This window comes from Streptomyces africanus, from assembly GCF_030816955.1.
GTDB classification, from domain to species: Bacteria; Actinomycetota; Actinomycetes; order Streptomycetales; family Streptomycetaceae; genus Streptomyces; species Streptomyces africanus.
This window is the reverse complement of the sequence record NZ_JAUSYP010000001.1, coordinates 8832837-8857131: the sequence shown is the minus strand read 5'-3', so window position 1 is coordinate 8857131 and position 24295 is coordinate 8832837. Positions and strand designations below refer to the sequence as shown.

At 73.4% G+C, this 24295-nt stretch carries 21 protein-coding genes and 1 pseudogene; 11 read left to right on the top strand and 11 right to left on the bottom strand.

Annotated features, from left to right (window positions below; translation table 11 throughout):
• Positions 1–92: 92 nt before the first annotated feature.
• On the bottom strand, positions 93–764 hold the full coding sequence (locus QF034_RS40330) for a lytic polysaccharide monooxygenase auxiliary activity family 9 protein (protein ID WP_307179603.1): 672 nt from the start codon (positions 762–764) through the stop codon (positions 93–95).
• Between the two features lie 200 nt (positions 765–964).
• The gene (locus QF034_RS40325) at positions 965–1594 is read right to left on the bottom strand and encodes a GNAT family N-acetyltransferase (protein WP_307179602.1); all 630 of its coding nucleotides are present in this window, start codon (positions 1592–1594) and stop codon (positions 965–967) included.
• A 143-nt stretch (positions 1595–1737) separates the two neighbouring features.
• On the opposite strand from QF034_RS40325, the gene QF034_RS40320 reads away from it, so the two are divergent.
• A complete protein-coding gene (locus QF034_RS40320; protein ID WP_307179601.1) occupies positions 1738–2844 on the top strand; it encodes a YihY/virulence factor BrkB family protein in 1107 nt (368 codons plus the stop codon).
• Positions 2845–2849: 5 nt separating this feature from the next.
• Here QF034_RS40320 and QF034_RS40315 read toward each other — a convergent pair whose 3' ends face one another.
• The gene (locus QF034_RS40315; protein WP_307179600.1) at positions 2850–3302 is read right to left on the bottom strand and encodes a flavodoxin family protein; all 453 of its coding nucleotides are present in this window, start codon (positions 3300–3302) and stop codon (positions 2850–2852) included.
• Positions 3303–3397: 95 nt separating this feature from the next.
• Here QF034_RS40315 and QF034_RS40310 point away from each other — a divergent pair, with 95 nt between their 5' ends.
• Positions 3398–3847 (top strand): SRPBCC family protein, encoded by a 450-nt coding sequence (locus QF034_RS40310; protein ID WP_150484885.1) that lies wholly within the window; start codon positions 3398–3400, stop codon positions 3845–3847.
• A gap of 61 nt (positions 3848–3908) precedes the next feature.
• On the opposite strand, the gene QF034_RS40305 is transcribed toward QF034_RS40310, so the two are convergent.
• The 3 genes from QF034_RS40305 to QF034_RS40295 are packed head-to-tail and all read right to left on the bottom strand — an operon-like array spanning position 3909 to position 9184.
• Positions 3909–8246 (bottom strand): cation-translocating P-type ATPase, encoded by a 4338-nt coding sequence (locus QF034_RS40305; RefSeq protein WP_307179599.1) that lies wholly within the window; start codon positions 8244–8246, stop codon positions 3909–3911.
• A 16-nt stretch (positions 8247–8262) separates the two neighbouring features.
• On the bottom strand, positions 8263–8844 hold the full coding sequence (locus tag QF034_RS40300; protein WP_307179598.1) for a hypothetical protein: 582 nt from the start codon (positions 8842–8844) through the stop codon (positions 8263–8265).
• A gap of 31 nt (positions 8845–8875) precedes the next feature.
• Complete coding sequence (locus QF034_RS40295) at positions 8876–9184, bottom strand: hypothetical protein (RefSeq protein WP_307179597.1); 309 nt, start codon at positions 9182–9184, stop codon at positions 8876–8878.
• Positions 9185–9610: 426 nt separating this feature from the next.
• Here QF034_RS40295 and QF034_RS40290 point away from each other — a divergent pair, with 426 nt between their 5' ends.
• The 5 genes from QF034_RS40290 to QF034_RS40270 all read left to right on the top strand — a co-directional run bounded on the left by QF034_RS40290 (position 9611) and on the right by QF034_RS40270 (position 14714).
• A complete protein-coding gene (locus QF034_RS40290; RefSeq protein WP_307179596.1) occupies positions 9611–10297 on the top strand; it encodes a nucleotidyltransferase family protein in 687 nt (228 codons plus the stop codon).
• Between the two features lie 26 nt (positions 10298–10323).
• Positions 10324–10611, top strand: coding sequence for a BON domain-containing protein (locus QF034_RS40285; protein ID WP_307179595.1), 288 nt, complete (start codon positions 10324–10326; stop codon positions 10609–10611).
• Positions 10608–11372, top strand: a complete 765-nt coding sequence (locus tag QF034_RS40280) for a metallophosphoesterase family protein (protein WP_307179594.1) — start codon at positions 10608–10610, stop codon at positions 11370–11372. Before QF034_RS40285 ends, QF034_RS40280 begins: the two co-directional genes overlap by 4 nt.
• A 163-nt stretch (positions 11373–11535) precedes the next feature.
• A complete protein-coding gene (locus QF034_RS40275; protein ID WP_307179593.1) occupies positions 11536–13200 on the top strand; it encodes an alkaline phosphatase D family protein in 1665 nt (554 codons plus the stop codon).
• A gap of 146 nt (positions 13201–13346) precedes the next feature.
• Entirely contained in the window at positions 13347–14714 is a 1368-nt protein-coding gene (locus tag QF034_RS40270) for a carbohydrate-binding protein (RefSeq protein ID WP_307179592.1), read from the top strand.
• A gap of 58 nt (positions 14715–14772) precedes the next feature.
• Here the strand turns inward: QF034_RS40270 and QF034_RS40265 are convergent, their stop codons facing one another.
• The 3 genes and pseudogenes from QF034_RS40265 to QF034_RS40255 all read right to left on the bottom strand — a co-directional run bounded on the left by QF034_RS40265 (position 14773) and on the right by QF034_RS40255 (position 17855).
• Complete coding sequence (locus QF034_RS40265) at positions 14773–15834, bottom strand: serine hydrolase domain-containing protein (protein WP_307180096.1); 1062 nt, start codon at positions 15832–15834, stop codon at positions 14773–14775.
• A 151-nt stretch (positions 15835–15985) separates the two neighbouring features.
• Positions 15986–16273: pseudogene (locus QF034_RS40260) on the bottom strand (DUF6895 family protein); the annotation flags it as partial.
• A gap of 118 nt (positions 16274–16391) precedes the next feature.
• Positions 16392–17855, bottom strand: coding sequence for an aminotransferase class I/II-fold pyridoxal phosphate-dependent enzyme (locus QF034_RS40255; RefSeq protein WP_307179591.1), 1464 nt, complete (start codon positions 17853–17855; stop codon positions 16392–16394).
• A gap of 237 nt (positions 17856–18092) precedes the next feature.
• On the opposite strand from QF034_RS40255, the gene QF034_RS40250 reads away from it, so the two are divergent.
• The 4 genes from QF034_RS40250 (at position 18093) to QF034_RS40235 (ending at position 22155) form a co-directional block, all read left to right on the top strand.
• Entirely contained in the window at positions 18093–19277 is a 1185-nt protein-coding gene (locus tag QF034_RS40250; protein WP_307179590.1) for an amidohydrolase, read from the top strand.
• Between the two features lie 63 nt (positions 19278–19340).
• Positions 19341–19874 (top strand): DoxX family protein, encoded by a 534-nt coding sequence (locus tag QF034_RS40245; protein ID WP_307179589.1) that lies wholly within the window; start codon positions 19341–19343, stop codon positions 19872–19874.
• A gap of 76 nt (positions 19875–19950) precedes the next feature.
• Positions 19951–20514, top strand: coding sequence for a hemerythrin domain-containing protein (locus QF034_RS40240; protein WP_307179588.1), 564 nt, complete (start codon positions 19951–19953; stop codon positions 20512–20514).
• 399 nt (positions 20515–20913) lie between these two features.
• Positions 20914–22155, top strand: coding sequence for an MFS transporter (locus QF034_RS40235; protein WP_307179587.1), 1242 nt, complete (start codon positions 20914–20916; stop codon positions 22153–22155).
• Positions 22156–22164: 9 nt separating this feature from the next.
• Here the strand turns inward: QF034_RS40235 and rfaE2 are convergent, their stop codons facing one another.
• Together rfaE2 and QF034_RS40225 are read right to left on the bottom strand one after the other, a co-directional pair.
• Positions 22165–23571: a D-glycero-beta-D-manno-heptose 1-phosphate adenylyltransferase gene (gene rfaE2 / locus QF034_RS40230; RefSeq protein WP_307179586.1), complete on the bottom strand. Its 1407-nt coding sequence runs from the start codon at positions 23569–23571 to the stop codon at positions 22165–22167.
• Positions 23568–24203 (bottom strand): D-sedoheptulose-7-phosphate isomerase, encoded by a 636-nt coding sequence (locus tag QF034_RS40225; protein WP_307179585.1) that lies wholly within the window; start codon positions 24201–24203, stop codon positions 23568–23570. The genes rfaE2 and QF034_RS40225 overlap by 4 nt, the downstream gene beginning before the upstream one ends.
• Between the last annotated feature and the right edge of the window lie 92 nt (positions 24204–24295).

The window sequence follows — 24295 nt, the reverse complement described above, 5'->3', positions numbered from 1 at the left end:
GTTCACGTCTTGCGAAAATTTTCGGAGAACTCTCATCAAGCCGCCGAACACCCGAACCCCGCCGGTCCCGTGGACCGGCGGGGAACCGCAGGTCAGCGGAAGTTCACATCACTGCACAGGAAGTAGGTCTGGTCCATGTGCGACGCCTGCCAGACCGTGTAGACGACGTGCCGGCCGGTCAGGCCCGACGTGCTCACGGGGATCTCGTAGTTCTGGCTCGGCGCGTACTTGCCGGTGCGTGCGACGAGCCGGAGGTCGTTCCAGGTCAGCGGCTGGGTGGTGGGGTCGAAGCCCTGCCGTGTGACGTACACCAGGAAGTAGTCGGCGCCGTGGCTGGCCTGGTCGTAGAGCTTCACGGTGAAGTTGGCGCCGATGTCGGTCGTCTTCCAGGCGCCGACCGTGTCGAGGGAGTTGTACCGGCCACCCTCGGTGCGTCCGCCGCTGCACAGCTGGCCGTCGGGGACCACGGCCTGGAAGTTGCCGGCCGAGCCGTTGCGGTACAGGCCGTTCCAGTTCCACATGGCGTTGGGGTTGTCCTGCCACGCCTGCCAGCACATGGGGTCCTGCTGTGCCATCGCGGGGTTCTGGAAGTCGCTGCCCCAGCGCAGCCAGCAGCCGTAGTTGCGGGAGGCCGGGTCGACGACCGAGCCGTGGGCGACGGCGGTGCCGCTCCAGGGGATGAGGCTGAGCAGCGCGGCGACCAGGACACTCAGGGCGAGCGTCAGGCGGGAACGAAGCCTGCGGTCATGACCATGACAATCCATGATCTCCTTCTTTCGGATGTGGGGGTGTGGTGCTCTGCATGTCGTTCCGTGGGGGTGCGGGAGCGCGTGCGTGGGAGCGCTCCCGCAAGCAAAGATTGCGCCCGATGCCCGGAGTCGGCAATGTGCGATTGCGCCACTTCCGTGTCTCCTGGCGCGTTCAATGCGTTCGACGCGTTCGACGCGTTCGACGGAGGGTTCTTTCAGAGCCGGTCGAGTTCCTTCGTGGTGCGGCCCAGATAGGTGGCCGAGCCGCCGCCGGGGACGTCGAGCTCATGGAAGCCCATGCGGTCGTAGAAGGCCCTGGCCCGGGTGTTGGCGGTCGCCATGGCCAGGTGGACGGCCGGCACTCCCCTGTCCTGGAGGGTCGCCAGGAACGTCCGCATCAGGCGGCGGCCGTGGCCGCGCCCCTGCCACTCGGGCAGCAGGTCGATGTGCAGGTGGGCGGGGTAGGCGGCCAGTTCGGGGGCCACCATCCGTTCGGGGTGGTGCAGCAGGCGGGCGATCGTCTCGTCCGGGGTGCGCGGCGGATGGGGCGGTTCCGGGTAGCGGCCGGCGACCAGCGGCAGCCACCTGTTGCGGAAGGCCTCGGCGAAGCGCGCGGTGCCCGCCGTGCCGAGGATGTAGCCGACCGCCTGCCCATGCCCGTCGTCCAGCACGAAGGCCAGGTCCGGCTCCAGATGGACGTACGGAGCCGCGAAGGTGACCGGAAAGACGCCGGGGTCCGTGTAGTGGGGGCGGCTGTCCTGGCCGTTGTACGCGGTGCGGACGCAGATGTCGTCGAGGGCCGGACGGTCCTCGGAGCGGTACGGGCGGATGAAGGGCGTGGTCATGGCGGCATCGTGCCCGTGCTGGGAGCGCTCCCGCAATCGGGTCGGAGAGGCTGGAGCCGCCGGGAGCACTGCAGGGCGAGCCGGCCACGGATGGTCTCCGGCGAGCGCGGCTTAACTGCGCGGCTCGGGGTTACCCGGCCCCCATGGTGAAGCTGCATATTCCGGGACGAAAAGAACATCACGCGAGCGAGGCTCCGCCTCAGGACTCCGCCCCGGACCGGGCTGCCGCTCCGGCCGCGGAAAGGCCCGCTCCACGGCCGGAGGAGGAGCCCGGGCCCGGGCCCGAAGTGGAGCGGGCCGCGCCGGACAGCCCGAGTGAGCTCCCCCGGAAGTCGTGGGGTGCGGTGCTGAAGGGGAGCCTGCGGGAGTTCAAGGACGACGAGCTGGCCGACCGGGCGGCCGCTCTCACGTACTACGGGGTGCTGGCGCTGTTCCCGGCGCTGCTGGTGCTGGTGTCGCTGCTGGGCATCACCGGCAAGTCGACCACGGACAAGGTGCTCGACAACGTCCAGCAGTTCGCCCCCGGCTCGGCGCGCAACATCATCACCAGGGCCGTCGAGCAGTTGCAGGGCAACGCCGGTATCGGCTCGCTGATGGCGGTCGTCGGTCTCGTCCTCGCGGTGTGGTCGGCGTCCGGCTACGTGGCGGCGTTCATCCGCTCCGCCAACGCCGTCTACGACATGCCCGAGGGCCGGCCGGTGTGGAAGCTGCTGCCGGTGCGGGTGGCCGTGACGGTCGTGCTGATGGTGCTGGCCGTGATCAGCGCGCTGATCGTGGTCTTCACGGGCGCGCTGGCCCGGCAGGCCGGAACCGCGCTCGGGATCGGGGACACCGCGCTGACGGTGTGGTCGATCGCGAAGTGGCCCGCTCTGGTGGTGCTGGTCACGATCATGATCGCGATCCTGTACTGGGCGACCCCGAACGCCAAGGTGAAGGGGTTCCGCTGGATCACGCCGGGCAGTCTGCTGGCTCTGCTGATCTGGATGATCGCGTCGGCCGGCTTCGCGGTCTACGTGGCCAACTTCGCCTCGTACAACAAGACCTACGGCACGATGGCCGGCGTCATCGTCTTCCTGGTGTGGCTGTGGATCACCAACCTGGCGATCCTGCTGGGCCTGGAGTTCGACGCCGAGACGGTCCGGCAGCGGGCCATCGCCGGTGGTCATCCGCCCGAGGCGGAGCCGTACACGCAGCCGCGTGACACCCGGGCGTGGGACGAACAGGACCGGCGCCGCATGGAAGGGACCTGAGCCGTTCAGCCCATGAGTCCGGCGGCGACCGTGGCGCCCAGTTCCCAGCACTTCTCGAGGTCGTCCTTGCCGGGCTCGCCGGTCACGGTCACGGCCTCGGCGGCGCGGCGCCAGCCGAGGCCCGTCGTGATCGACTCGATGCCCCGCACGGCTCCGGTGACGTCGTTGCCGCCGTGCACGAAGTACCCGAAGGGCCGGCCGCGGGTCGCGTCGAGGCAGGGGTAGTAGACCTGGTCGAAGAAGTGCTTGAGGGCTCCGGACATGTAGCCGAGGTTCGCGGGGGTGCCGAGGAGGTAGCCGTCGGCGGCGAGGACGTCGGAGGCGGTGGCGGACAGCGCCGGCACGCGGACGGTCCGGACGCCCTCGATCTCGGGGTCGCTCGCCCCGGAGACGACGGCTTCGAACATCGCCTGGCAGTTCGGCGAGGGCGTGTGATGGACGATCAGCAAGGTGGCCACGGCACCCGACCTTACAAGTCGTGACGACCATGAGTGCCTCGCGCCAGAGCTGGTACCCGTCCGTCGTTCTCCGTACGAGAAAGAGAGGTATCCCCTTGTCACAGGTAGAGGAATCCATCGAGGTCCGCGTCCCGGTGCACACCGCGTACAACCAGTGGACGCAGTTCGAGGACTTCCCCCAGTTCATGGACGGCGTGGAGCGCATCGAGCAGCGCACCGACACCCTGACGCACTGGGTGACCAAGGTCGGCGGCCAGGAGCGGGAGTTCGACGCGGAGATCACCGAGCAGATCCCCGACGAGCGCGTCGCCTGGACCACCGTGAACGGCGAGGCCCGGCAGGCCGGTGTGGTCACCTTCCACCGGATCCAGGACGACACGACCAAGGTCATGCTCCAGATGGAGTTCGACCCCAGCGGCGTGGCCGAGACCGTGGGCGACAAGCTCGGGTTCGTGAAGCGGCAGGTCTCCGGTGATCTGCGGCGGTTCAAGCAGTTCATGGAGGCCCGTGGGACGGAGACCGGGGCCTGGCGCGGCGAGGTGTGATCAGCGAGAACGGCGGCCGCCACCACTGATCGTGGTGGCGGCCGCCTTCTGTCTTCGCCCGCTACGCCGCCGCCGGCCGGGCGGTCCCGCTCTGGAGCCGTTCCCGGGCCTGCTGGGTCAGGTCGTTGAGGCGCAGGGCGAGTCGTGCCGCGGCCTCGTAGAGGGTGTGGACCGCCTGGAGGCGTTCCAGGCGCGGGGCCAGGGCCGAGAGGGCGATGGCCAGGGCCACGCCGGCCAAGCCCACGGGGCCCAGCGGGGTGCAGCCGAAGAAGTGGCTGACGCCGGGCGTCTGGACGAGGGCGGCGAGTACGGCGGCGGAGCCGAGGGCCGTGACCCACACCAGCGGGCTGTGGCGCCGGCCGGAGAGGGTCTGCACGAGCTGGGCACCGACCACACCGCACAGGGCCATGGTGGTGGACCGTCGTTCGGTGCCGGGGGTGAGGCGGCCGATGAGGTACGCCGTGACCGCGCCGAGGCAGGTGGTGACGCCCCGGCGCCGGATGGAACGCAGCAGCGGCGCGCCGAGGACGTCGAGACTCATCGGGCCGGTCGCGGCGTGCTCCGCCGTCGAGGGGTCGTCGCTCGGCGTGACCGCCACCGCCATGGCCGGGAACATGTCGGTGAGCAGGTTGACCAGCAGCAGCTGACGCGTCGACAGGGGCGAGGCGCCTGCCAGCAGGGTGCCGAGGACACTGAAGCCGACCTCGCCGGCGTTGCCGCCGATGAGGATGCTCACCGCGTCGGCGACGCTGCGCCACAGGGCGCGGCCCTCGGCGACGGCGTCCACCAGGACGGACAGGTCGCCGGAGGTGAGTACCAGGTCGGCGGCGTTGCGGGCGGCAGCGGAGCCGCGGGCCTCGACGCCGACCCCGACGTCGGCGGCGCGGATGGCGGCGGCGTCGTTGGCGCCGTCGCCGGCCATCGCCACGACCCGCCCGGCCTGCTGCAGGGCCTCCACGACGTGCAGTTTCTGCTCGGGTGCGACCCGGGCGATGACGCCCGCGCCGCGCAGCACCCGCACGCGTTCGCGGCGCTCCATGGCGACCAGTTCGTCGCCGGTCACCACCTCGGTCTCCTCCGGCCAGCCCAGTTGCAGGGCGATGGCGCGGGCGGTCTCCGGGTGGTCGCCGGTGAGCATGACGGGCAGGATTCCGGAGCGGCGCAGTGACGCGAGCAGGGCGTGCGAGGTCTCGCGGGGGACGTCGGCGAGGGCGACGAACCCGCTGAACTCGAGGTCCGCGAGCGGCGCGTCGAGTTCGGCGTCGGCGTCGCCGGCCCGGCAGGGGCGCCGGGCGACGGCGAGGACGCGCAGTCCCTGTCCCGCCAGTTCGTGGGCGGTGTCGGTCGTGCCGTCGGGGAGGTCCCGGCAGGCGGGCAGGATCGTCTCCGGGGCGCCCTTGACGACGAGGAGTTCGCCGAAGTCCGGGTCGCCGTCGCGGCCGACCGCCGCGGCGTAGCCTCGCCGCGTCTCGAAGGGCAGCTCGCCGGTCGGTGTCCAGCCCTCGTCGGGCGGGGCGACGTCGAGGACGGCCTCGTCGGTGGCGTGCGCGACCCGGCGGCCCTGGCCCGTCTCCTCCTGCGGGCAGGCGCGGGCGGCCAGGCGCAGGAGCGGTTCGGCCTGTTCGGACTCCACGGGCAGGACGGTGCCGTCGGCGGTGGCGACGCGGACCAGGCGCAGTGTGTTCTCGGTGAGGGTGCCGGTCTTGTCGAAGCAGACGGTGTCGACGCGGCCGAGCGCCTCCAGGGTGCGCGGGGTGCGGACCAGGACGCCGCGCCGGGACAGCCGGCGGGCGGCGGCCATCTGCGCGACCGTCGCGACGAGCGGGAGTCCCTCCGGTACGGCGGCGACCGCGACGGCGACGCCGCCGCTGACGGCGCGTCGTACGGGGCTGCCGCGCAGCAGGGACAGCCCGGTCACGGCCGCGCCGCCGGTGAAGGTCACCGGCAGTGCCTTGCGGGTCAGTTCCTGGAGCCGGGCCTGTACGCCGGCGGGCGGCGGGGTGCGGGCGGCGAGCGTGACGGCGCGGCCCGCCTCGGTCTGGTCGCCGGTGTCGACGACGAGGGCGGTGGCGCGTCCGGCCACGACGGTGGTGCCCTCGAACACCATGCAGGTGCGCTGGGCCACCGGCAGGCCAGGGGTGGCCTCGACGGTCTTGGTGACCGGCAGGGACTCCCCGGTGAGCGCCGACTCGTCGACCTCGAGACCGTCGACGTCGAGCAGCCGGGCGTCGGCGGGCACGACGTCGCCGGCGCCGAGGGTGATCTCGTCGCCGGGCCGCAGCCGGGCCGCGTCGACGGTGACGGTGCGCCTGCGGCCGTCCCGCTTGCGGGCCTTGGGCTGCTGCCGGGCGGCCAGCCGGGCCAGTGCCTGTTCGGCGCGCAGCCGCTGGAGTCCGCCGGTCACGGCGTTGAGGTCCATGGCTCCGACGACCAGCAGCGCGTCGACGAGCGAGCCGAGCAGCGCCGAGGCGACGGCGCCCGTGGCCAGGACGGGGGTGAGCGGATCGTCGAGTTCGCGGCGTACGGCGCCGGCGGCCTGCCAGGTCCAGCGGACGGGGGCCATGGCCGGGTGGCGGCCGACGCGAGCGGCGTGGTGCCGCGAGCGGTCGGCGACCAGGGCGAGCCCGGTGGGCTCGACGTCGGGGTCGGGGCGTCCGAGCCGGTCGCGGGCCTCGTGGGGTTCCAGGGCGTGCCAGGGGATGTGCAGCCGGGGCGGGGGCGGGGTGGCCCGGGCCACCCGGGCGGCTTCGATCCAGCCCGCGAGCAGGGCGTTCGCGGCCGCGATGTTGACCGGGGCGTGCCGGGTGAGGGGCCACAGGAGCCTGCGGCCCGGGGGCTGTCCGCCGCGTGCGACCAGGAGCCCCGAGAGGGCCGCCCCCGCGCGGGCCAGGGTCTGCGAGCGGCGTCCGACGCGCCGGGCCGCCGGGATCGCCGTGAGCAGCCGCCAGACGTCGGCGAGTCCGCCCGGGGCCAGCGCGTCGGCGCCCCAGGAGACGGCCGCGCGGTCGTCGGTGAGGGCGATCGCCACGTCGCCGGCGGGCAGTCCGGCCGCGACGTGCCCGTCGGCGGATCCGTCGAGGCGGGCGACGGTCACCACGACGTGCCCGTCGTCCTGGAGGGCCCGTACGACGTCGCCGAACGGCTTGGCGCCCGGGGCGACCTCGTCGGCGAGCCGGGTGATGTCCCTCAGGTCGGAGCCGCCGGCGATCACGACGTGCAGTCCTGCCCGGCGGGCGGCGTCGAGGACGGCCTCGGCGAAGGGATGGACCGGGTCGTCGGGCAGCCCGTCCGCGTCGCGTTCGGCGTCCTGCCGCCGGCTGCGCAGGGCGTCGGCGTGCAGGACGAGGGCGTCGGCGATCTCCAGCTGGCGCAGGCGCTCCCCGCTGAGCGCGAGGATCCCGGCCCGCGCGAGGAAGGTGCCCAGCGTCGCGCTGAAGGCGGCCGGTCCGTACCGGGCCGCCTTGGGGGATCCGGCGAGGACGGCTTCGGCCGCTTCCCCAGCGTTGTGTGTGACGAGGAGGGTGGCGGCGGCGCCGGCGAGGCTGCCGGTGCTGGCATGGGAGGCGTACTCCTGGGCGGGCGTCACCTTGAGCGGCGGCCGGGTGTCCGGGGGGCAGGGCAGGCTGGTGCGCTGCTCGTGGCAGATGTCGTCGTGCAGTGCCTCGAAGGCCGCGGCCCTGGCCACCGCCTCGGTCAGCTGGGTGCCGCGCAGCACACCGTCGAGCACGAGCGCCAGCGGGGTCTGGCCGACGCCGTGTGCGGCGGCGTTGGCGGCGGCGAGGACGAGTTCCATGCCGTGGGTGCCGAAGCGCTGCTGGAGCAGGGCCCGGAAGCGGGGGTTCTCCCGTAGCAGTGTGACGGTGGCGGTGACGATGCGTGAGGTGGGCGGCAGGCGCAGGGACCGGCCGGCGAGGGCACCGGCGGCGCCGGCGGCGTCCAGCAGGATCGCCGCCGCGGTGTGGCGCACCTCGCCGGGGTCGCCGGGGTGGGTGGTCTCCTCGGTCTCCGGGTCGGCGCCCTCGGCCAGGCCGAGGCGGGTGGCGAGCGCGGTGGCCCGCTCGCTGACCCGGTCGGTGACGGCGTCCTCGGCCACGGTGATCACCAGACGGGACAGTCCCTCGTCCCAGTACGCCGCGATGACGTCCGGGTGGTCGAGCAGTTCCCCGGCGACCTTGCGGGCGATGCCGCCGATCTCGCCGTCGGGCCGCCGCAGGGCGATGTGGACGCGCTGCCCCGCCTTCCACTGCCGGCCGCCGGACAGGGCGTTGCGCGCGACGTTGCGGACGCGCCGCGTGGTGTCGTAGGCGGACGTCACGCCCTGGGCGGTGCTGCGGGCGGCGCCTGCCGCCGCCCCGGCCATGGCCCCGACGAGCGGGGCGGCGTCGAAGCGTATGAGCATCTCCTGTTGTCCCGACTCAGCCGGTGGGCCGGCTGTCGTGTCCGTGCCGTTGGGCCTGCTCCCGGTCCGGCTCCTCGCCGTGCGGGTCGTGGTGCGCGGTGGCCTCGGCGACCTGCTTCAGCGCGGAGGCGGTGACGGTGTCGCCCACCTTGGCGGGCTGTTCGTGGACGTGGTGTTCCGGCGGGTCGTGCCGGTAGTGGGAGGCAGCGAGCTTGTCGCCGGGGCCGTACGAGGAGGTGCCCTCGTCGTCCGGCCTGGCCTGGACGCCGGCGCGGCGTTCACGGGTCCCGACGGCGGTCTGCGTGCCGCCGCCCGCTGACGCCCCGTCTGGCCGCTGTCCTGGCTTCGGCTGGGTCAGCCAGGCGACGGCCGCGCCGGTCAGCGCCACCGGCCATTCCACCACTCCGGCCACGCCGAGCACTCCGGCACCGGCGTAGACGGCCATCCGGCGGCCGCGCGGGGACACCGCGCCGATCCGGTCCAGGGCGTCTCCGGCCGCCTTGCCCACCTGCTCCGCACCCGGCAGATGCCTCAGCCCCGAGGCGACGGCCCGCAACGGCTGCGGAAGATCGGGCGAACGTGATGTCTCCTGGTTCATGGCGACCTCCACAAGCGCGTGTCCAGCGGCTTCAACCGGTTTCCCAGCTCTCTGCCCCATATTCCGCCTTTGCTGGAGCGAGCGCTTGTCGTGTCCGGCCGAGCGCCCCGTCGGGTCTCAGTCGACGACCCGCAGGACGGTCTCGCCGTCGTGGACGCCGCCCCATGCAGCGCTTGGTGTACGACTGCCATCCGTCGCCCACGGCGGAGATGACGATCGAGCCGCCACCGGCGATGCACTGGCTCGCGGTGACGTCCACCGGGCGGGCCGCGGCGTGCGCGGGCGCGGCGAGCACCATCCCGGCCAGGGCGGTGAGCAGGGCGTACGGCAGCTTGTTCATGGAGGGCTCCTTCGTGCGGGGCGGGGCCGTCGGTGCCATGCCAGCGTCACCAGGGCGGACCGGGGCTGCCACCGGACGTGGTCCGCCCCGGCCGCCGCGGGGAGGAGAGCCCGGCCGCCCTGGTAGATCGATCGATGCAGTCACCGGCTCGGCCCGGCGGGCCGTAACCCGGAGCAGCCGACGCGACCCAGCACGGCCCTCGCGGCTGGACGCGGCCGACGCGACTCAACGCGCCCGGCGGGGCTCAACACAGTCGTCGCAACCGGCACAGGCCCTCGCTCCCGGCGCAGGGAAAGCGCCCCCGGCGCTCCTCGGAGACCTCCCGTGTCGGCGTGACCGCTCCGGGTACTCAGGACTGGCACGCAGGCCGTCACGGGTCCGGGCACCGCGCGGCGGCGGGTGCCCGGTTCGGCGAATGGAGTGGTCATGACGCAGAACGGTGATGACGCGACGCTCGTCCGGCGACCGGGAATCCCCGATTTCCGGCTGGCCCCGGACCAGCCCGAGCCCGCGCCGCCCGCGCCACCACAGGACCCGCAGGCCGACGAGCCGCCCCAGGAGCTGCCTCTGGACCGCAACCAGGCGATCCTGGAGGCGGCCAAGCAGGTCGGTGCCGTGCTGAAACGCAAGGGGCACCTGTTCGCGCTCGCCGGGAGCGTGGCCGCCTACGCCCACGGCGGCGAGAAGAACCTCCAGCACGACGTCGACTTCGCCATCCGCCCCGAGGACGCGGAGGCCGTGGCGGCCACGCTCCGCGAGGCCGGGCTGACGGTCTACAGTCCGCCGGAGGACTGGCTGATCAAGGCCACGTGCTTCGGCCAGCCGGTGGACGTCATCTTCGAGCTGGCGCACCAGCCGGTCGGCGCGGACATGCTGGAGCGGGCGGAGGAGGTCTCGGTCGACTCGGTGCGCATGCCCGTACTGGCCCCGACCGACCTGCTGTGGAGCCTGATCGCCGCCTTCTCCGAGCACCACTGCGACTTCGGCGCGGCCCTGCCCATCGCGCGTGCCCTGCGCGAGAAGGTCGACTGGGAGCGGGTGCGGCGCGAGTGCGGGGAGGCGCCCATGCCCGCCGCCTTCTTCTTCCTCCTGGAGCGCCTGAACGTCATCTGATCGCATGTGATGCGGAAGGAACACCCATGAGTACCCACGGCTCACAGCACACGGGCGGCGGGGAGACTGCGCAGAACCTGGACTACCGGATCGCCCATCTCCAGGAGCGCCTCGCCTCCGGTGAGCTCGGTGAACTGGGCGTCCGGGTCGAGGCCCGCGGCCAGACGGTGCTGCTCACCGGCACCGTGCCCTCGGCGCCCTGCCGCGACGAGATTCTGCGCACCGTCCACGAGGAGCTCACCGGGATCCCGGTGCACAGCGACCTCGTGGTCACCGAGACGTCCTCCCCCGACCACGCGGAGGAACTCGCATGATCCGCATCGCAGCCGTCGGAGACATCCACCTGGGGAGCGGCGACCAGGGCCTGCTCCGCCCCGCCTTCGAGACCCTGCCCGAGTGCGCCGACCTCCTGCTGCTGGCCGGCGACCTGACCCGGCACGGCACTCCCGAGGAGGCCCGGGTGGTGGCACGGGAGATCCAGGACCTCGGGGTGCCGGTGGTCGCCGTGCTCGGCAACCACGACCATCACGACGACCGGCCCGACGAGGTCACGGCCATCCTCCGGGACACCGGCACCCAGGTCCTGGAGGGGCAGCAGACGGTCGTGACGAGCGGCGGGGCGCGGATCGGCGTGGCCGGCACCAAGGGGTTCGGCGGCGGCTTCGTCGGTCGCTGCGCCGGGGAGTTCGGAGAGCCGGTCATGAAGGAGTTCGTCAGGTACTCGCGCCGGTGCGCCGACGGCCTGCGGATGTCCCTGGAGCGGTTGGGCGAGGAGGGCTGTGACGCGCGGATCGCCCTGACCCACTTCTCCCCCGTCCCGGACACGCTGGCGGGCGAGCCGCTGGAGATCTATCCGTTCCTGGGCAGCTATCTGCTGGCCGAGGCGATCGACACCGCCGGCGCCGACCTCGCGGTGCACGGGCACGCGCACGCCGGCACGGAGCACGGCATGACGAGCGGCGGTGTGCGGGTGCGCAACGTCGCCCAGCCGGTCATCGGGCGGGCCTTCCACGTCTACCATCTGCCCGTCCACGACCACGCCACCACCGGGGCCGCCGCACCCGCGGCCCGCTAGACAATCGAGTCACCCATCCGCCGCCGGCCGACGCCGGCGGCGTTCTCGTGTCCCGTTCCGCTCTCGTACCGCCTCTGGTGTGAACGCCCCGCAAGTCGTGCCGTTTTCAGGCATTTTGTCTGCTTAGCATGCTTGCTCCGCGCTCCGTACGAGAGGACATCAGATGGCGCTGACGGGCCGTCAAAGACCACCGTCCGAGCATGCCTTCTCCCCGCACGACGCCGTACTGCGCACCGCGGCACCGCATCTCGCCCGCCGCCGCTTCCTGACCGTCACCGCGGCGGCGGCGATGCTCGCCTTCTCCACCAACCGGCCGGCCCGCGGCGCCACCGCCGCCCCCGAGCTCGACGCGGCGCGGATCACCGACGACCCGTTCACCCTCGGCGTGGCATCCGGCGACCCGCTGCCCGACTCGGTGCTGATCTGGACCCGGCTCGCTCCCGAGCCGTTCGCGGAGGACGGCGGCCTGGGCCAGCAGCGGGTCGCCGTCCAGTGGGAAGTGGCCCTCGACGAGTGGTTCGTCATCGTTCAGCACCAGGGGGTCGCCACGGCCCACCCCGAGTACGCCCACAGCGTGCACGTCGACGTCAAGGGCATGCTGCCGGACAGCCACTACTACTACCGGTTCCGGGTGGGCTCCTGGATCAGCCCCGTGGGCCGCACCCGGACGGCGCCGGCCGAGGGCAGTGACACGGACAGCCTCCGACTGGCCGCCGTCGCCTGCCAGGCCTACCAGGACGGCTACTACACCGCCCACCGTCATCTGGCCCAGGAGGACGTCGACGTGGTCTTCCACCTCGGCGACTACCTGTACGAGTACCCGGTGGACTCCGCCGGCGGGGACCGCCGCTACACCGACCGCAAGCTGCCCGACGTGTTCAACCGCGAGACCACCACGCTGGCGGACTACCGGCTGCGCTACGCGCTCTACAAGAGCGACCCGGACCTGCAGGCCGCGCACGCCCGGCACCCGTTCGTCGTCACGTGGGACGACCACGAGACCGAGAACAACTACGCGGGCGCCGTCGACGAGAAGGGCACTGCTCCCGAACAGTTCCTGGTGCGGCGTGCCGCCGCCTACCGGGCGTACTGGGAGAACCAGCCGCTGCGTGCCGAGCAGCTGCCGCAGGGGCCCGACGCCCGGTTGTACCGTCGGCTGTCCTGGGGCTCGCTCGCCCAGTTCGACATCCTGGACACCCGCCAGTACCGCTCCGACCAGGCCTACAACGACCGGCCGCACGCGCCGGGCCCCGAATCCGACGATCCGGCCCGCACTCTCACCGGCGCCGCGCAGGAACGCTGGCTGCTGGACGGCTGGCGGAACTCCGCCGCGCTGTGGCACGTGATGCCCCAGCAGGTGTGCTTCTCCCAGCGCAGGTTCGACCTGACCGCGTCGGCCCCGGTCTCCATGGACGCCTGGGACGGCTACCGCGCCTCCCGCGACCGCGTCATGGCGGGCGCGAAGGCCGCGGGCGTCGACAACTGGATGGTCCTCACCGGCGACGTCCACGTCGGGTACGCCTTCGACATCAAGGAGGACTTCGACGACCCGGCGTCCAGGACGCTGGGCACGGAGTTCACCTGCACCTCCATCGCCAGCGGCGGGAACGGCGCCCGGAAGCCCACCGAGTGGGACACGTACATGAAGGCCAACCCGCACCTGAAGTTCTTCGACGGCCGGCGCGGCTACGTCCGGGTCGCACTGGGCCGCGAGAACGCCCAGGCCGACTTCCGGACCGTCTCGGCCATCACGACGCCCGGCGCCACCGTCTCGACGGCCGCTTCCTTCGTCACGGAGGTCGGTTCGCCCGGCCTGAAGTCCGCGTGACTCGCCTGACGTCCGCAGTACTGCACTTGGCGCCCCTTCCCCGCGCCAAAGCGCGAAACGCGGCGGTCCTGGACATCGCTCCGGACCGTTCCGGCAAGGCCTATGGCCTTGTGACAGTTCCACCGTGAGCGAAGGAGACAGACCGAATGGCCCACAGACATGCCGTGACCGGCCGCCGGGCGGCCCTGACCGCGCTCGGCGCGCTCGTCGCCACCGGGATCCCCCCGGCCGTGGCGGCCGAGCCGACGCCCCCCGCGGGACCTCTGCCCTCGGCCGCCCAGACCATCGGCGCCGACCGGGCACCGGCTCCGGTACTGCGTGCTCTGCAGCGCGACCTCGGGCTGACCCCGGCCCAGGCGTCCCGGCGGCTGGTCAACGAGGCGGAGGCGGGCACCCGGGCGGGGCGGCTGCGCAACGCGCTGGGCAACCGTTTCGCGGGGGCCTGGCTGCGCGGCACGACGTCGCAGGAGCTGTTCGTGGCGACCACCCACGCGACGGATGTGCCCACCATCAAGGCCCAGGGCGCCAAAGCGGTCGTCGTGAAGAGGACGCTCCGCGACCTCGTGGCCGCCAAGCGGAAACTGGACGCGGCGGCGGGCCGCGTCAGCACGCGCAACACGCCCCTGTGGTACGTCGACATCCCGGCGAACCGAGTCTCGGTGGAAGCCACGAACAAGGCTGCGGCCGCCGCGTTCGTCAAGGCCGCGGGCCTCGACGCCAAGAGCGTGGGCGTCAAGGTGGCGGCGAACCGGCCGCGCCTTCTCGCGGACATCACGGGCGGCGACGCCTACTACATCGACGGCTCCGCCCGCTGCTCCGTCGGCTTCTCCGTCACCAAGGGCCAGCAGCAGGGCTTCGCCTCGGCGGGCCACTGCGGCAAGGCCGGCGCCAGGACGACCGGGTTCGACAACGCGGAGCAGGGCACGTTCCAGGCTTCCACTTTCCCCGGCAAGGACATGTCGTGGGTGGCCGTCAACGACCAGTGGACGGCCACCGCGAACGTGAGGGTCGACGGCGAGCAGAAGGTGCAGATCACCGGCTCGGTGCAGGCGCTCGTCGGGGCCGCGGTCTGCCGCTCCGGCTCCACCACCGGGTGGCACTGCGGCCAGATCGAGCAGCACGACACCAGTGTCAGCTACGCCGAGGGCAGGGTGGACGGGCTGACCCGGACGACGGTGTGCGCCGAGCCGGGCGACTCCGGCGGGCCCTTCGTCGCGGGCGTCCAGGCGCAGGGCGTGACCTCCGGCGGCACGGGCGACTGCAAGAGCGGGGGCACCACCTTCTACCAGCCGGTCAATCCCCTGCTCAGGGACTTCGGCCTCACGCTCAAGACCGCCGCCGTCCAGCCCTCGGCACCGCAGGACAAGGTCACGCAGGCGTGGGCCGCCGGACGGGTCTATGAGGCCGGTGTCACGGTGAGCCACGCCGGTGTGCGCTACCGGTGCCTGCAGACCCACCAGGCCCAGGGCGCGTGGGCGCCCGCCCGCACTCCGGCCCTCTGGCAGCGGGTGTGACGAGGGGTCAGGGCTGTCCGGCGCCGGCACGGCACGTGCCGGCGCCGGACGGGCCCCGCTACTCGTCTTCCGCCAGCAGCGCGTACGCGGCGGCCAGGAACGGGTCATGGGCGCGGAAGCGGCGGGTGCACAGCGCGGCCAGGGCCGTGCCGGTGTCCGGGCGGAAGCCCAGGAACGCCTGCTGGCCGAGCGTCGCGCCGCTGTGGAAGTACATCGGTCCGCCGTCGGTCGGGTGACGGAACCAGGCGATGGTGTGGACGTGCCGGTGCCCGATGCCCCGGCGGAGCACGGGGCGGCGCACCGCGCGCAGGGCGGCGGCCAGCTGCGGCGGTGCTCCGGCGGGGTCCAGGTGAGCCTCGATGAAGGTGAGCAGGTCGTGCGGCGTGGCCCGCACAGCACCCGCCGCCTGGAAGCCCCCGGCGTCGAAGGGGGGCACGGGTGACGCGCCGTCCTTGCCGTGCCCGGGGGCGTCGAAGCCGGAGTCGTCCGCCCGCAGAGTCGTGCCGGTCAGGCCGAGGGGGCGCAGGACCTGGCCGGTGAGCAGGTCCTCCCACGGTGTGCCGGTCGCGGCGGCGAGTGCGTGTCCGAGCACGGCGACGCCGTAGTTGGAGTAGCGCCAGCGGGTGCCGGGGCGGTGGCGGGGCCGGTGACGCAGGAAGGCGTCGACGACCCGGGCGGCGGGGAAACGGGCGTAGGGGTTGGTGTGCCAGGCGGGCAGGCCCCGGAGGTAGAAGCCGGCCGGCAGGGCGGGCAGCCCGGAGGTGTGGGTGATCAGGTGGGCGAGCGTCACCGGGTTCGCACCGGACGGCCGTCCCTCGTCCAGCAAGGCGGCGGCCGGTTCGCCGCCGGACAGCTCGCCGCTGTGGATCAGCCGGGCCAGCAGCAGGCCGGTGAACGTCTTGGCGGCCGAGCCGGTCTCGTAGCGGAGGTCCTCGCGGGGACGCGGCCGGGGCGGGGCGGTGCCGCCGCTCACGACGGTGCGGCGGCCGTGCCGGGAGAGGGCGAAGACGACGTCCGGGGCGTCGGAGGAGGCGACGGCGTCCGCGAGCCGCTCGGCGAGCGGGCCGTGGTCCGGGGATACAGCCGACCGAGGGACGCGCCGGGCAGTGGCATGGCGGATCGCGGCCGCAGGCGCCGTTCCGGGGGCCGCCGGCTCGTTCGTCGCCGTGTCACGAAGCGGCGGAGACTCGTCCGCCGACCGGCCGCCCAGCCCCGGAGCACGGCCCCCCGGCGTGTCGCACGCGGCCGCCGAGCCCACGTCCGCCGTCGTATCCCATCCCAGCGTTCGAGGTCCAGCCAGTCGTCGACCAGACCGGCAGCCAGGTCGCGAGGTAGTCTGCGGTGCCGGGCGGCAGGCCGTCCGGCCTCTCCCCCCAGTCGGTCAGGTGGAAGACGTTGTGCGTGACGTCGTAGGCGATGTGCCCTTCCACGGCCCAGGGCTCGGGGGTGCGGGCCAGCCAGGTCGTGTCCCGCAGTTCGGCTTCCGGCGGCCTGGGCGTGAGACCGAACCGGCGCTGGAACGCGGAGAGACCGAGTCGCCGGGTCGGGGTCGCCTCGAGCACCTGATGGGTACAAATCATGCCAAGTTACCCATGAGTTTATTTCCATAACATATTCAACATCTGTCGCATGCGTAACAGCCCTGCCTGTAATGGTCGCGGGAACCCCCGGTGCGGCTCAGCCCCGTGCCACGACCCGCAGGGTTCGCACGGAGGAGTCCGCCGCGTCAGGGATGAGGACGCCGTGATCGGCACCGCTGCGCAGGTAGTCCAGGACCTCGTCGGTGATGACCTCGCCGGGTGCCACCACGGGCACGCCCGGCGGGTAGGGGCTGATCATCTCCGCGGCGATCCGTCCCGCGGCCCGCTCGGCGGGCACGTGCTCGACCGGGGCGAAGAACGCCTCGCGGGGCAGCATCGCCTGCTCCAGTTCCAGCGCCGAGGGCTCGGGCAGATGGACCGGTGGCCGCCGCTCGATGGTGTCCGCCCGCTCGACGAGCGCGGCCAGGGCGTCCACCAGGACCGTCTCGGTCCGGTCGTCGTCGGCATGGGTGATCGAGGCGCTGATGCGGCAGGTGTCCGAGCCGCCTACGTCCACGTGGCGGTGCGTGCGCAGCCACTCCGCGGCCTGCATCCCGCTGATGCCGAGCTTCCGTACGTCGATGACGAGCTTGAGCGGATCGAGGTCGGCGGCGAGCCCCTCCTCCACGACCTCCCGGCCCATGGGCCGCAGACCCGGCAGGTCGGCGACCACCGCCCGGACGCGTTCGGCCCGGCGGATGGCCGCCTCCAGGAGCTCGTGTCCCTGTTCGACCATCTGGCGGCGCCAGCCGTCGAGCGTGGCGTACACGAGGGAGGAGGCGCTGGTGGTGCCGAGCAGGTCCTCCCGCTGTTTGAGGACCTCGGGCGAGACGCGGTCGTACTGGAGGTGGAAGACGGAGCTCTGTTCCACGGCCCCGCCCATCTTGTGCACGCTGGTCACCACCAGGTCGGCCTCGGCATCCATGCCCCAGGCGGGCAGAGCGGGGTGGAAGGGCAGATGGGCGCCCCAGGCCTCGTCGACGATGACGGGCACACCGAACTCGTGGCACGCCCTGGCCACTCCCCCGATGTCCGCGCAGGAGCCCCAGTCGGTCGGGGTGATGAGCAGCATGCCCTTGGCGTCCGGGTGCTCCCGCAGGCGGCGTCGGACGTCATCGGGCTCGGGCGGGTGGGCCACGTGCCGTTCGGTGTCGAACTTCGGGTGCACCCAGATCGGCTCGACGCCGTTGACGACGACGGCCGCGATGACGGACTTGTGGGCGTTGCGCGAGAGCAGCAGCTTCTCGCCCGGGCCGGCCACGGCCAGCATGGCGGTCTTCACGGACAGGGAGCTGCCGCAGGTGGAGAAGAACGCGTGCTCGGCGCCGACCGCGTCCGCCATGAGCTCCTGGGCCCGGTTGAGGACGCCCTGCGACTGGCGGCGGTCGTCGAGGCCGTTGAGGGAGAGCACGTCGGAGCGGAACACGTCGAGCCCGACGATCTCGGCCACCCGGGGGTCCACTCCCCTGCCCTGCTTGTGGCCCGGCGGGCCGTAGGCGATGTCGCCGCGGCGCCGGAAGTCCTCCAGCGCCTCCAGGACCGGCACGCGCGAGTGGTCCATGGTTCCTCCCAGGTCCGGCCCGCCCGGCCGCCGCCGCGGCGTCCACGCTGTCGTGGCCCGGCGGGTACACCGACCGTGTTGCACTCCGACACCGGTCGAAACGCCGTGCCGGCGGGGCACCGGGCGGTGTCCCGCCCAGGGGCACAGCCTCACGGCCCGAATACGCCGCGAGTGTCGCCGCACCCGGCGGTGAAACCCGGTCGGGGACTCACCGCAGTCGACACCGGGGAGGCCCCTGTGGAGCGCACGCTCGACGACGTACACCAGGCCGTTCGTGAGGAGGTGGCGGCGCGGGCCGACGCGTTGTGGGGCGTGGCCTCGCGGCTGCACGCCGAACCCGAGTACGCCTTCGCCGAGCACCGGGCGGCCGCCCTGCTGTCGGGCGAGCTGGAGCGGGCCGGTTTCCTAGTGGAGCGCGGGGTGGCGGGGATGCCGACCGCGTTCACGGCGCGCTCGGGCCGGGGCCGGCCCGCCGTGGCGTTGCTGCTGGAGTACGACGCCCTGCCCGGCCTCGGCCACGCGTGCGGCCACAACCTCATCGCGGCGGCGGGCCTGGGAGCCGCGCTGGCGGTAGGGGCCGTGGTGGAGGAGACGACCGGGACGGTGCTGGCGGTGGGCACGCCCGCCGAGGAGGGCGGGGGCGGCAAGGCCCTGGAGGTGGAGGCCGGGGTGTTCGACGACGTCGACGCGGCGCTGATGTTCCATCCGGGCGTTCACAGCTGGGTGCGGGCACCGCTGACCGCGCAGGTGCAGTACCGGGTGGCCTTCCACGGCCGGGCCGCGCACCCCACCGGGAACCCGACGGAGGGCATCGACGCGCTCGCCGCGCTGGTGGAGCTGTTCAACGTGCTGGCCGTGCTGGGGCGGCGGTTGCCGGAGGGCTCGCACGTGCAGGGCATCGTCACCCAGGGCGGCATCGCCACGAACATCGTCCCGGAGTACGCCGAAGGCCTGTTCGGTCTGCGCGCGGCCACGACGCCGGCGCTGGAGGAGCTCACGGAGCGGCTGCGGGAGTGTGCCGAGGGTGTGGCTCGGGCCACGGGGACGAGCGCCGAGGTGGAGCGGGCCACCGTGCGCTACGAGCACTTCCGGGACAGCGAGACGCTGTCCGAGCGGTTCGCCGCGCATCTGTCCCGCGCGGGGATCCCGCTGTCACCGCCGGTGCCGGGCGTGTACCTGGGGTCGTCCGACATCGGGAACGTCAGTACGCGGGTGCCCGCCATCCACCCGTTCGTCGCGATCATGGACGAGGACGGCTCCGACCACACGCCGGAGTTCGCCGAGGCCGCCGCCTCGCCCCGGGCCCGCGAGGTGCTGGTCGCCGCCACGCAGGCCCTCGCGTGCACCGCCGTGGACGTCCTGCTGTCCGAGGAGCTGCGCGAGGAGGCCTGGGCGCGGCACCGGGCGGCGCGAACCGGGTGAGTGCTTCCGCCCCGGGTGGGGAACCCGGCGAGCGCTGTACCCACCGACACCCTGGAGAGGGCCATGAGTCTGTTGCGCGTGCTCGGCCGTCCCATGCTGGCCTCGATGTTCCTCACGGGCGGCCTGAACTCCGTCCGCGACCCGGAGACCGTCGCCCCGGCCGCCGAGCCTGTCGTCCAACCGGTCACCGAACGCGTCTCGGCGCTGCCCGACCGCACCGAGCAGGTCGTACGGCTCAACGGCGCCGTGCAGGTCGTGGCCGGGCTGATGCTGGCCACCGGGCGCATGCCGCGTCCGGCCGCGCTGGCCATCGCGGCCACGCTGGTGCCGACGACGCTGGCGGGACACCGCTTCTGGGAGGAGGAGGACCCCTCGGAGCGGGCCCAGCAGCGGATCCACTTCTTCAAGAACATGTCCATGCTGGGCGGGCTGCTGATCGCCGCGGACGACACCGGCGCCCGCCCCTCGGTGCTGTGGCGCGGCAGCCATGCCGCCCGTGACCTGCGGCGGGACGCGGGGTTGGTGCGGCGCTCCGTCCGTGCCACCACGGGCCCGGCCGCGGCGGCCGGGCGTGTGCGGGCCAAGCTCCCGGCCTGACGCATCGGCGGGGGCCGATCCAACCGCGCGTTAGCCCCCTGGGGCCCTGGGGACCCGGGGGCTGGAGGTGAAGGACATGGGACACGGAGGAAACGTCATCGACGAGCTGGTGACCGATCACCGCGAAGTCGAGGAGATGTTCGGCAAGATCGAGGGCCTGCCGTCCGGTCACAAGGACCGCAAGATGTACGCGGACCAGGTCACGATCGAGCTGGTGCGGCACTCGGTGGCCGAGGAGGCCTACCTCTACCCGGCCGTACGCGAGCACGTGGCGGGCGGTGACGCCCTCGCCGACCAGGAGCTCCAGGACCACGCCACGGCCGAGCGGATCATGAAGGACCTGGAGGGCTGCGACCCGGGCGACCCCGAGTTCGACCGGCTGATGGGCACGCTGATGAGCGAGATCCGCTCGCACATCGCCGACGAGGAGGGCAACCTCTTCCCGGCGCTGCGGCAGGCCTGTCCGATGGACGCGCTCAACGAGCTGGGCGAGAAGGTCCGGAAGGCGAAGAAGACCGCCCCGACCCGGCCGCACCCGGCCGCCCCCGACAAGCCTCCGGCGAACAAGCTCCTGGCTCCGGGCACCGGGATGGTGGACCGGCTGCGCGACGCGCTGACCGGTCGCGGCAAGTCCGGGTAGACAAGACAGCGAGAAGGGCCCGTCGCCTCGGCGACGGGCCCTTCTCGCTGTCTTCTGTGGTCGCCGTCACGTGCTGCAGCCGGGCGGGGCCCTTGATCGACAACTGTGATCAACCACACTCGCGGCCTCAAATGCCCCCAGACCGGAGGCGGTTGGGAAGTGTGAAGGAAGCGGACGAGGTGTGGACGGAACCGACTCGGGGGTTCCCTCTGCCACGATGGTCGGCGCCGTACCCGGCGAGGGGAGCCACCGCGCAGCGCAGCCGGTGTCTCTCGTTCCCCTCGTCCCCCTCCTCCTGAGTCCTCGGACTCGTCTTGCGAGTACCGCCCTGTGTCTTCGTCGTCCTCCCCTGCCCTGCCCGTCTCGCGCTCGCCCTGGCGGTCGCTGCGGTACCGCAGCATGCGCTGGTGGTCCGCCGCGAACTTCGTGTCGAACGCCGGTACGTGGATGCAGCTCACGGTGCAGAACCTGCTGGTCCTGCAGATCACCGGGTCCGCCGCCGCGACGGGGCTGTCCATGTCCGTGCAGGCAGCCCCTGCCCTGCTGATGAGTGTCCTCGGCGGCGCGGCCGTCGACCGGTGGCCCCGCAAGCTGACGGCGGCCGTGAGCCAGGCGCTGCTCGGAGCGATCGCCTTCACGACGGCCGTCCTCGTGGCGCTGGACCGGCTCGACATGACCTCCCTGATGGTGCTGGCCGCCCTCACGGGTGTCGTCGCGACCGTCGACAACCCGGCGTGCGCGCTGCTGGGCAACGATCTCGTCCCGGCGGAGGACGTGCCGTCGGCCATCGGGGTCGGGGCGCTGGTGCACCAGTCCGGCAGGCTCGTGGGAGCGGCCATGGCCGGTGTGGCGGTGGGCTTCCTCGGCACGTCCGCGGCGTACTTCGCGAACGGCGTGTCGTTCCTGTTCGTGGCCTCGGTCATTCCGTTCCTGCGGCCGGCCGCAGGGGCGGTGCGCGAGGCCGCCGCGGGACCGAAGCACACCGGCTCGGACATGTCCGTGCGTGAAGGGCTGGCCTTCTTCGCGCGCCGGCCGCGTCTGATGGCGCTCGCCGGGGTGACCGGGATCAGCGCGGTGTTCGGCCGCAACTACGGGCTCACCCTGGCCGTGCTCGTCACCGGGCCGCTCGCGGGGGGTGCCGGTTCGTTCGGCACGGTCTCGACCGTGCTCGCCGTCGGCGGCATCCTCGGCGCGCTCCTCGGCGCCCGGCTGCGCCGGCCGTCCGTGCGGCTCGTGGGGGCGCTGGCGGCGGCCGGGGCGCTGCTCCAGGTGGTGGCCGGGCTGTCGCCCTCACTCGCGGTGCTGATCGTGCTCGTGCTGCCGATGGCCGTGGTGGAGTCCGTCTCCGACACCGCCGGCACGGCCGTCCTCCAGACCGACCCGCCCGCCCACCTGCGGGGTCGTGTGCTGGGCGTGTGGGGCAGCATCGGCACGGTGTGGAGCCTGGGCGGCCCGCCCGCGCTCGGCCTCCTCATGGAACTGGCGGGCGCCCGCGGCGCCCTCGTCACCGGCGGACTGCTCATCGCCGGCTCGATCGGCGCGGGCCACCTGCTGCGGCAGCGCCGCGCCACGACGCCGGTGGTGCTCCGGACGGAGGAGGGCGACGTCCACGGGCGGTCGGAGCTCAGCACGGCGGCCTGAGCGCAGGCCTCAGGAGCCCGACGGCCGCAGGGCCGTCGTCGCCGCCTTCGCCGCCCGGCGGGTCAGCAGGGTCGTGGAGCGGCCGTCGAGGTACGGCAGGACCACGGCCTGGCCGCCCCAGGCGCGCAGCGTTCCGGCCTCGGGCAGGTCCTGGACGGAGTAGTCGCCGCCCTTGACCCAGACGTCCGGCCGCAGCCGGGCGAGTACCGCCTCGGGGGTGTCCTCCTCGAAGACCACGACGGCGTCGACGCTGCCGAGCGCGGCGAGGACGCGGGCGCGGTCCGCCGCCGGGTTGAGCGGCCGGCCCGGGCCCTTGCGGCGGGTGACGGACGCGTCGGAGTTCAGGCACACGATGAGGCAGTCGCCGATGCGCCGGGCGCTCTCCAGCAGTCCGACGTGCCCGGCGTGCACCAGGTCGAAGCAGCCGCCGGTGGCGACCACGGTGCCGCCCCGGGCCCGGACGCTCTCCGCGAGGGCGAACGCGTCGGTCACCGCGTCGTCCGCGGGACCGGGCGGCGGTTCGGTCCGCCACAGGTCGGGGTTGCCGGCGCCGCCCGCCGCGACGAACGCGGCGGCCTCGGCGACGGCTCGTTGCAGCGCCTCCTCGGGGAGGAGGCCGTCGGCGAGGGCCGCCGCCGTCGTCGCGGCGAAGCAGTCGCCCGCGCCGCACGGGTCGCCGTCGGCCCGGTAGGGCACGGGGACGAGCATCGGCGTACCGGAGCCGGGCCGGGCCAGCAGCACCCCGCGCTCACCGAGGGTGACGGCGACTCCGGCGGCGCGCCAGCGCTCCGCGAGCCGTGTCCCGCGCTCGGCGTACGCGCCCAGTGACGTCCCTCCGGAGCCGGGGTACAGGGCTCGTGCCTCCGCCGCGTTGGGGGTGACGAGCCGGGCTCCGGGCACGGGCGGGTCGCCCTTGGGGTGCGGGTCCCACACCAGGGGGGTGCGGCGGGCGACGTCCTCCAGGTACGGCCGCAGGGCGCCTGCGGTGTGGCGCCCGTAGTCGGCGACGAGGATCGCGCGGGCGTTCGCCAGGGCCTCCCGGACGGCGCCGTCGGGTTCGCCAGGGGTGCCGCCGCCCCGGTCGATGCGGACGACGGGCCGGCCGCCCGCGAGGACCCGGGTCTTGACCGGCAGGGTGCCCTTCAGCGGGAGTTCCAGCAGCCGGACCCGGCCGCGCAGGTCACGCCGTACCGCCTCGCTGGCGTCGTCGTCGCCCAGCGCGGTCACCAGGACCACGTCCCGGCCGCCGCGGGCGGCGAGGGCGGCGGCCAGTCCGGCTCCTCCGGGGTGCCGCCGGTCGCCGGTGACGTCGACGACGGGGGCGGGGGCGTCCGGGGAGAGCCGCGTGGAGACGCCTTCGATGTCCTCGTCGAGAAGGACGTCCCCGACGACCGCGAGCGGTTCCGGTCCGGTCATGGCGTGCTCCCGTGGGTGAGGACCGTGCGCCGTGCGAGCGGTGCGGACACGGCCGTGTCGAAGCACTCGCAGAGCAGGTGGACGGCGACGAGGTGGGTCTCCTGGACGTTCGCGGTGCTGCCGGCATCGACGCACAGGGCTTCGTGAGCGGCTTCCGCGAGGGGGTTCGGGCCGCGCCCGGTGAGCGCCCACACGCGCAGTCCGCCCTGCCGGGCGGTCACGGCCGCCGCGATGAGGTTGGCGCTGCGGCCGGAGGTGGACAGCAGCAGCAGGATGTCGCCGGGGCGGCCGTGGGCGGTGACCTGGCGGGCGTAGACGTGGTCGAAGCCGTAGTCGTTGCCGATGGCGGTCACGCTGGACGTCTCGGCGTGCAGGGCGAGCGCGGAGTAGGCGCGGCGTTCCTGGCGGTAGCGGCCGACCAGCTCGGCGGTGAGGTGCTGGGCCTGAGCCGCGCTGCCGCCGTTGCCCGCGGCGAGCAGCCGGCCGCCGCCCGTGAGGACGTCGGCGAGCCGGCCGCCCCAGTCCGCTATCTGTTCGAGGCTGTGCGTGCGGAAGCGGCCGAGTGCCTCTTCCAGTGACCGGCAGTGCAGGCGGGCGGCGTCGAGCGCGGGGTGTGCAGGGTGTTCGCTCATGCTGTTCGGGCGTGCCGCCGCCCGGTGGACGGTGGCGGACCCGCACCTCCTTCGGTCTTCGGGCGTCGGCCGCGGCCGGCGGGTCGGATCGG

What these genes read in the sequence shown, in the direction of transcription:
- QF034_RS40245 (WP_307179589.1), top strand. Translation starts at nt 19,341, where the DNA reads ATGAGTCTGTTGCGCGTGCTCGGCCGTCCCATGCTGGCCTCGATGTTC.
- QF034_RS40235 (WP_307179587.1), top strand. Translation starts at nt 20,914, where the DNA reads ATGCGCTGGTGGTCCGCCGCGAACTTCGTGTCGAACGCCGGTACGTGG.
- QF034_RS40300 (WP_307179598.1), bottom strand. Translation starts at nt 8,844, where the DNA reads ATGAACCAGGAGACATCACGTTCGCCCGATCTTCCGCAGCCGTTGCGG.
- QF034_RS40275 (WP_307179593.1), top strand. Translation starts at nt 11,536, where the DNA reads ATGGCGCTGACGGGCCGTCAAAGACCACCGTCCGAGCATGCCTTCTCC.
- QF034_RS40255 (WP_307179591.1), bottom strand. Translation starts at nt 17,855, where the DNA reads ATGGACCACTCGCGCGTGCCGGTCCTGGAGGCGCTGGAGGACTTCCGG.
- QF034_RS40225 (WP_307179585.1), bottom strand. Translation starts at nt 24,203, where the DNA reads ATGAGCGAACACCCTGCACACCCCGCGCTCGACGCCGCCCGCCTGCAC.
- QF034_RS40290 (WP_307179596.1), top strand. Translation starts at nt 9,611, where the DNA reads ATGACGCAGAACGGTGATGACGCGACGCTCGTCCGGCGACCGGGAATC.
- rfaE2 (WP_307179586.1), bottom strand. Translation starts at nt 23,571, where the DNA reads ATGACCGGACCGGAACCGCTCGCGGTCGTCGGGGACGTCCTTCTCGAC.
- QF034_RS40325 (WP_307179602.1), bottom strand. Translation starts at nt 1,594, where the DNA reads ATGACCACGCCCTTCATCCGCCCGTACCGCTCCGAGGACCGTCCGGCC.
- QF034_RS40280 (WP_307179594.1), top strand. Translation starts at nt 10,608, where the DNA reads ATGATCCGCATCGCAGCCGTCGGAGACATCCACCTGGGGAGCGGCGAC.
- QF034_RS40295 (WP_307179597.1), bottom strand. Translation starts at nt 9,184, where the DNA reads ATGAACAAGCTGCCGTACGCCCTGCTCACCGCCCTGGCCGGGATGGTG.
- QF034_RS40285 (WP_307179595.1), top strand. Translation starts at nt 10,324, where the DNA reads ATGAGTACCCACGGCTCACAGCACACGGGCGGCGGGGAGACTGCGCAG.
- QF034_RS40305 (WP_307179599.1), bottom strand. Translation starts at nt 8,246, where the DNA reads ATGCTCATACGCTTCGACGCCGCCCCGCTCGTCGGGGCCATGGCCGGG.
- QF034_RS40330 (WP_307179603.1), bottom strand. Translation starts at nt 764, where the DNA reads ATGGATTGTCATGGTCATGACCGCAGGCTTCGTTCCCGCCTGACGCTC.
- QF034_RS40270 (WP_307179592.1), top strand. Translation starts at nt 13,347, where the DNA reads ATGGCCCACAGACATGCCGTGACCGGCCGCCGGGCGGCCCTGACCGCG.
- QF034_RS40320 (WP_307179601.1), top strand. Translation starts at nt 1,738, where the DNA reads ATGGTGAAGCTGCATATTCCGGGACGAAAAGAACATCACGCGAGCGAG.
- QF034_RS40240 (WP_307179588.1), top strand. Translation starts at nt 19,951, where the DNA reads ATGGGACACGGAGGAAACGTCATCGACGAGCTGGTGACCGATCACCGC.